The organism is Yersinia sp. 2542 StPb PI (assembly GCF_048593855.1).
Lineage (GTDB): Bacteria > Pseudomonadota > Gammaproteobacteria > Enterobacterales > Enterobacteriaceae > Yersinia > Yersinia enterocolitica_E.
In genome coordinates this window covers 1-6,972 of the sequence record NZ_JAZGQA010000215.1, presented here as the reverse complement: position 1 = coordinate 6,972, position 6,972 = coordinate 1, and the positions used below count along the sequence as shown (strand labels likewise).

Genomic DNA, 6,972 nt, shown 5'->3' with positions numbered 1-6,972 from the left:
GTCATATATCACTTTGATTTAGAGTAATTGATAATAGTAACTTTATATTTTACATTGTGTAACTTTTAATGATACAATGCATGTACGGAATGGAATGACGGAACAGACAATGATTAAGTCTTTTCGGGATAAAAACCTAGAACTGTTCTACATGGAAAGTAAACGAGATCGCGCTATACCGGCAACAATAGAGCGCCAGTTAGCGAAGAAGCTTGATATGTTGGCCGCCGCACATAATGAGCGAGATTTGTTTATTCCAACCAGTAATTACTACAAGCGTCTCTCAGGGCAGTTTGATGGCTGGTCAAGTATGAGAGTCAATATTCAATGGCGGTTAATGTTTCAATGGAAAGACGGATATGCTGAAAGCATCTACCTCGATCCTCATCAAGACACCTAGGGGGATTTATGCTTGATACCACTACTCGCGAACCTACTACGGTAGGCGAAATTTTGCAGGAAGAATTTTTAACCCCATTAGCCATTGGGCAGGAAGAACTGGCCGATATTATGGGCGTGACTCGCGCAACGGTTAACCGTTTGTGCAAAGGCCGTCGTCGTCTGACTGTAGAAGAAGCGACGCTGTTTTCTGAGTTGTTTGAGACGACGCCCGAATTTTGGTTGAACCTCCAAGCCGCTCATGACCGTTGGGAAGCGCGAGAAGCGCTTCAAAAACATAAGCGACCCCCAATGCGTCCTATCATGGAAATGTTGGGGCGGCGTATCTCACACGCCTGATCCTGCCAAATAGAAACCGCTCATCTGTGAAGTGAACCCCATATATTGGACACTTTGCTTTAACTGGCGGATGACATGGCCTGAGTTCGATATTGTACCGGACTCAGGCCGTTCAGTTTCCCTTTGATTCGCTCGTTGTTGTAGTAGTGGATGTATTCTTCCACTGCATCTCTCAGATGTTCCGTGTTTTCATACTCTTCGTGATACCAGCATTCTGTTTTTAACAGACCAAAAAAATTTTCTATCACAGCGTTATCCAAGCAGTTCCCTTTACGCGACATGCTTTGCTTTATGTCTTTTGCTTGCAATGCTTCCTGATACCGGGCCATCTGATACTGCCAGCCCTGATCCGAGTGAAGTATCGGTGCGTCGCCCAGCTTCAGGATTTTTAGTGCATCGCTAAGCATATTTTCGACCAGACTCATTCCCGGATGCGTCGTCATATTCCAGGCTATTATCTCGCTGTTATACAGATCCAACACTGGTGACAGATATAGCTTTGTCCCTTTAACGTTGAACTCGGTAACATCCGTGACCCATTTCTGATTTGGACTACTGGCCTTAAAGTCACGTTCCAGGATGTTTGGAGCCACTTTACCGTAGGTGCCTTTGTATGACTGATACTTCTTGCTTCTCAGGCATGATGCCAGCCCCATTTTACGCATCAGCTTTCGAACCGTTTTATGATTTATACCATAGCCTTCATTCAGTAATGCCAGAGTAATGCGACGGTAACCATATCGCCCTTTATGGTGATGGAATAACGCGGCTATTCTTTGTTGCTCACCCTTGTAGCGATCGCTACGGTCGTCTGACTTAACATGCCAGTAAAATGTACTACGGGGTAATCCTGCGATAAGAAGTAGCATTTCCAGTTTATGGCTTTGCCTCAATTCGGTAATTATTTTCGCTTTTTCTTCTGCTTTTCCCGGATCAAGGCTTGAAGCTTTTTTAGGTAGGCATTCTCCGCCCGCAGGTATTCAAGCTCTTCTTCAGCGCTCTGGAACTCTGGACGGGGATTGTTATGTACTTCTGACGTTTCGTTCTTCCTGAAGTGGTTTACTGAATTTGGCCACCTGAACAGAGGTGATACCGGCAACCGACTTTGGGAGCAGGCCCGACCGCTGGCAGATAACGGTCTGGGACGTGCGTTGCTGCGAGACAGTGGACTGAGTGAGCAGGGAGAAGCCCGGTTTATCAGTGGCAGCAAAAAATACCCGTTACCGCATGTGGCCTGGCCCGCTTACGATGCCAATGGCCTTCAGAGTGGCGTCTGGCTAGATGAAGTGCGCCTGAATGATGACGGCTACCTGCAAGGATTGGCGGGGAAAGGGTGCTTGCTGGGGAGTGAGAGCAGCAGTTTTGTGGTACTCCAACAGAGCCAGAATGGTGAAACACAGCTGGTAAACGATGTGGATAGCGCGATGGCTATCACCCGCGCCTCACCCGACAGTGGTGTGGTGATACAGATAGGGGAAGCCCCACCGGCTTACCGTGTTGAAGCCGTCACCCAGGGCAGCCTCCCTGTTACGTCACCCGAAAATCCCCCTAGCGCACCGCAAGCTGACGCGCCACTGAGCCTGAAAACACCGGAAGAGCAGGCGCGAGAACAGGCCGAAAAAGCCGAAATAGACCGCCAACGAGCGATGCCTCTTGGGGCAGAAAAATCGACGCTCTCACCGGAGACTATGGAGGCCGAAAAACAGATGGCCCATGAGATACAACAGGAAAAACACGTGGGTACACAACATCAACAACAGAATACGGAGCAGGAAACGCATATCGAGCGACAGCATAAACAACAACAGGCATTACAACAGCTGGAGCGGGAGATCGTCAAAGAGAAAACCCTGGGAGAATCATGATGAAAACAGTTTCAGCCCTCATCATGCCTTTCATTTTATGCAGCTCACTGGCGAACGCCGAGGTACAGGTAGGCTTTTGACCGGATGGTAGCGCTGAGAGTGCCGTTAACCAGGCATATCAGCAGGAATTCGAGCGCTTATGGGCTGAGGGAACTCCACTTAACGCTCACTACTGACCTTTTTTTCAACCTCATTGATTTGCATACCGTTAATGCTCATGCGCCAACATGAGCAGCGGATCACGATCATTTACTGCCAACTGCCAGAAATTGTAGTAATCTTTGCCTAATCGATCCTTTTTAGATCCTTGGGGAGGTAAAGATGTCACAAATCTCAGATGCAGTTACTTCCTCATCGAAAACGAAGCGCCCTTATAGAAAAGGGAATGCACTCAGTGATGCAGAGAAACAGCGAGCATCTATTGCTCGAAAAAGGGCTACTCATAAAGAAATAAAGGTTTTCATAGAGCCTCAGCTTAAAAACTTTCTTATGAGTATGTGCTCTCAAGATGGATTAACACAGGCAGAAATTATTGCTAGGTTGATAAAACGTGAAGCTCTCGACAGGAACCTATCCTGATGGGCTTACTTTCTTGATCCTTTAGCTTGTGAGTGCTAGATTCCTGATCGTTTACGCATTTTAAGGTGAGCCACGCCGTAAGGTGGCAGGGAACAGAATCTGTTGAGGATATTCTCCAGAGACTGAAAAGCAAAAACCCCGATAATCTCTTCACTTTGGCGGGCGAGGAAGATTACCGGGGCCTACTTAAAACTGTATAGAAGCTGTTGCTCTATGCAGGGAGTATAGAATTGTGCAAAAGAAAATTCAACTCCTACTGTGCAACATAAGCACAGGCAGGTTTGGCTAATACGTATATTGCTCTGGCCGAGCCTGAGAATACCCCGCAATTGACCCGACGTGGTGAGTCAAATACGCTGCGTAAAGGGACATCAAAAATTCATCGGCGTTATGCGCCAGCACTGACCTGTACCGTTCCTCGCGGCATGGCGTCAAAGGTCGTTGCACGTCTCAGTAGTCACAACTGGCACCGTAACCACGAACTGATAGAGCTGCGTCGTAAGGGCTATGTGCCGTATACCAAACGTAACGATCCGCACTTTTTGCCAAAGCCCATGCGTATCTCCGCACGGTCGGAAAGCTGCGAAGCGCTGACATCGTTGTCTATGGCACTGGCGGCCAATTGTGACTACAACCCAGACAGTGACTATCCGTTCGAGATCATGGCCCCGTTTGAGCAAATTGCGGCCTCGATGGGGATGTTGCATGTTTATGATAACGGCCGCAAAGCTTACGACAGTCCTTTGCATGCGTTATCTGTGCAAGAACAACTGGGCTACGTGATAGCGCTTCACGGTAAAGATACTGACAGTGGCCAGAACAAGCCGCTGCGACTGTGGCTGACTGAAAAGTTCTTCATTTCAAGAGGCATTGCCGTTGAAGAGATCCGTCATTGGCTTGGCCAGTTCAAAACATGGGCGATAAAAAACGGTTTAACTGAAAGCTTGCGCAAGAAATATGAACGGCACCTGCTACGTGTTGAGAATATGGGTATTGATCTGAAAGACAAACCCTCCTTACGGAATCGTTTAAAACAAATCAAACGTTGGGTTGTTAGCCCTGATTTGGCAAAAGAGAAGCAAAAGAAAGTGGCTCTTTTGGAAGATCACCTGACTGAAATCGACAGTGATAATACCCAGCGTCTCGATCTTATTCTCGATGAGACACAGCAAAAGATACGCAGGCTGGCCAAGGCGAAGCATAAACGCCATAATCCGTATTATCAGGCGTATGTCAAATGGTCAACAAGTGGTGCTGTCATGACGCATGAAGTCGTTATGCAAGAACAGACGTTGCAGAAAGAACAGCCGGCACTTAAACACAGTGACCCCGAAGCCTATTACCGACAGTTACTTGAGCGTGCCGGCATAGTTTAGCCCCAATATCCCCACATTCTGAAGCTCACCGTGCCTGGCGCGGTTTTTGTCTTGGTGAAACCGGACAAAACGAGTGTTATTTAGCCACCAGGTCACGCCCCATTCTGCATTATCCCCCCGAATTCATGAGCGATATTGGCGTAATGTCGAGAGTGTTGAATATTTGTACCATTAACTTCGAATTAATGTCATTACCTTCGTAAGCTGTTTGATTAATATCATTAATTTCGAACGTTATTCCTGAACAAAATAAGCCTCTAAAAAGAGGAGTACTTTTCGAGCGGCTAAAGCCTGCTCTCTAAAGGGGTTCCGCGCCCATTTCCTCCATAAGTTCCACCTTGAACATAAAAAACATTATTTATCATGTTGTTATTGATTTTATTCGTGTTCAGTCTCTTCTTCATCGTTCAGCGGGTCAACACCTTCCAGAAGGCTATCCAGACTTGTGATTGCTGCTTTCTCTTCAAATGAATAATTCCCTCCCAAAAGAATGTGCCCCCACGCTACTGGAGATAAGTTAGCCAGAATTTCTATCGCCTTTTTATTGTTTTGTTTTTCAGATTTATCGACTAGCCCTGATAATATTGCTGAATTATAGTAAATAACACAATTTGCTATCAGCCTTGCACAGTCATTCCATTGGTCTATCTGGTAGTCATCACCACCACGGAATTGATTGCCATTTACTGATGCTATTGCTCTTCTCAGTTGATGATAAGCTTCACCTCTGTTCAGAGCTTGCTGAACAAATTGCCTTAACGTTTTATTATCAGCGTAATTCAGAACATAGATACATTTGATAATCCTGTCATATTCTCTGAGTGCCGCCAATGTTTTGCTGCTACGTTTTGTATTAGATAACTTTTTAACCACTGTACTTTGCACTGTCGTTTTTCTGCTTAAAGAACAAATAATATGCTGTATGTTTTCCCATTCCTGTAAAATAAGCTTATTATTTAATTGTTTTTTAAGCCTGATAATCAATTGTTCATCTTCTAGAATAACTTCAAACAGCTCATTAAATATTTTCTTGAACTTTGCATAACGTGGTGAAAATTGATATCCAAAAATATCCAGCATTGCAAAATTTACGTTATTGACACCATGATTATCTGTAGCCAGTGATTTTGGTTGTATTTCACTGGAATTATTGTACAGCAGATCAAATGCGAAATGTCCTTCATACTCGTTGGGAGAAATGACTACGGTTGCCAATGGTACATGATTTGACACCAGCGTCATGGCCGAAACACCTTTTCCTTTCCTAAAATATTTGGCAGAAAATCTAGCTTTGAATGTATTTATTCTGCATGTGTGCTTTTGTCCATCAACACTTCCAAATGGTGATTCTTCGTTTATTGTCCAGTATTTAAATACCGAAAGGTTTGCGATTGCATCAGACACTACCGTATTTGCTATTTCTGTTGTGTCTGGGCGAATAAACTTATCATTTACGTCACGTAGCACACCAATACTTCTGTCTGATGCCGATGCCATTCGATGAACACCATAGTTTGCACCATTACCAAATATACAGGCAAGAAGATCATTATTGTCAGCTGCCAGATTGTTTTTTCTGGATGATACTGCATTGAAAACAGATAAAAAACCGGTCTCGTTGTTTACATATTTCATTACATCAACTATTCCTGTGTTTTTTATTTGAGTGTAAATCGGATTATCAACGCTGGTCTTCCATTTTTTACTAGCCAGGCTCCACTGTAATCTGTTTGACTGTGGCTGTTTTTTTACAAATTCATTAGCATCTGAATTTATACTGATGCTTACACGCTCCAGTTTCTCGTTAAAATCTTTTTCTAAATTAGCCAGAGTCTGCTCTATTGGCGTAATCAGCCGCTCAAGGCCGGTTTTCTCTATCAAAATTGATTTATTCTCATCCCAGTCTTCGCGCTCTATAAGGTCATCTTCCAGTCGTTTGTTTTGCTCACTCTCCGAAGCATAAAAGAGTCCATTTTCCAGATGGTTAGATATCCTGTTGTACATGTGAAACTCGAATCGTGAAGTGTTAACTTCTCCTTCTTTTACGATGTAACTTTTCTCTGCTGGACGGATTATTCTCTGATCTTTAGCTTCCAGTTTACCTTTTTCTTTGAGGTCATCCCTGGCTGCTTCAATCTGATGTCCGATTACTGATTTTTCTTTGTCATATACAATGTCGATAGCGATAAAAAGCTTTCTGACTGAATTGGCGATCTTAAGGTGATTACTGTCAATATATTGCCATTGATATTCAATTACATCGATTTTATTTTTATCGAAGAACTTACTGACAAGGTGCATATCTTCCCTTGATATGACAGAAAACACTTTTTTGCGAACATCGCCAAAAGGAACGTTATCATCAATACTGCCATCGATGAAGACGTTAAATATGTCACTAGCAAATTTGATCT

At 44.2% G+C, this 6,972-nt stretch carries 6 protein-coding genes and 1 pseudogene; 5 read left to right on the top strand and 2 right to left on the bottom strand.

From position 1 onward, the window contains the following. Positions 1-94 precede the first annotated feature (94 nt). The gene (locus V1952_RS18810) at positions 95-400 is read left to right on the top strand and encodes a type II toxin-antitoxin system RelE/ParE family toxin (RefSeq protein ID WP_420074043.1); all 306 of its coding nucleotides are present in this window, start codon (positions 95-97) and stop codon (positions 398-400) included. A gap of 8 nt (positions 401-408) precedes the next feature. Beyond that, positions 409-738: a HigA family addiction module antitoxin gene (locus V1952_RS18805; protein ID WP_049615233.1), complete on the top strand. Its 330-nt coding sequence runs from the start codon at positions 409-411 to the stop codon at positions 736-738. 59 nt (positions 739-797) lie between these two features. Here the strand turns inward: V1952_RS18805 and V1952_RS18800 are convergent. Next, positions 798-1,756: pseudogene (locus V1952_RS18800) on the bottom strand (IS3 family transposase); the annotation flags it as partial. A gap of 1 nt (position 1,757) precedes the next feature. Between V1952_RS18800 and V1952_RS18795 the strand changes: the two are divergent. The 3 genes from V1952_RS18795 to V1952_RS18785 all read left to right on the top strand — a co-directional run bounded on the left by V1952_RS18795 (position 1,758) and on the right by V1952_RS18785 (position 4,558). Continuing rightward, on the top strand, positions 1,758-2,603 hold the full coding sequence (locus tag V1952_RS18795) for a conjugative transfer relaxase/helicase TraI domain-containing protein (protein WP_420075305.1): 846 nt from the start codon (positions 1,758-1,760) through the stop codon (positions 2,601-2,603). 321 nt (positions 2,604-2,924) lie between these two features. Further along, positions 2,925-3,182, top strand: a complete 258-nt coding sequence (locus V1952_RS18790; RefSeq protein WP_420075304.1) for a replication regulatory protein RepA — start codon at positions 2,925-2,927, stop codon at positions 3,180-3,182. Between the two features lie 281 nt (positions 3,183-3,463). Next, on the top strand, positions 3,464-4,558 hold the full coding sequence (locus tag V1952_RS18785) for a Replication protein (protein ID WP_420075303.1): 1,095 nt from the start codon (positions 3,464-3,466) through the stop codon (positions 4,556-4,558). A gap of 378 nt (positions 4,559-4,936) precedes the next feature. Here the strand turns inward: V1952_RS18785 and V1952_RS18780 are convergent. Beyond that, positions 4,937-6,972: transposase (locus V1952_RS18780; protein WP_420075302.1), on the bottom strand; the 2,036-nt coding region annotated here is incomplete at its 5' end.

Coding starts and splice junctions, on each gene's coding strand:
- V1952_RS18810 (WP_420074043.1), top strand. CDS start 95: ATGACGGAACAGACAATGATTAAGTCTTTTCGGGATAAAAACCTAGAA.
- V1952_RS18805 (WP_049615233.1), top strand. CDS start 409: ATGCTTGATACCACTACTCGCGAACCTACTACGGTAGGCGAAATTTTG.
- V1952_RS18790 (WP_420075304.1), top strand. CDS start 2,925: ATGTCACAAATCTCAGATGCAGTTACTTCCTCATCGAAAACGAAGCGC.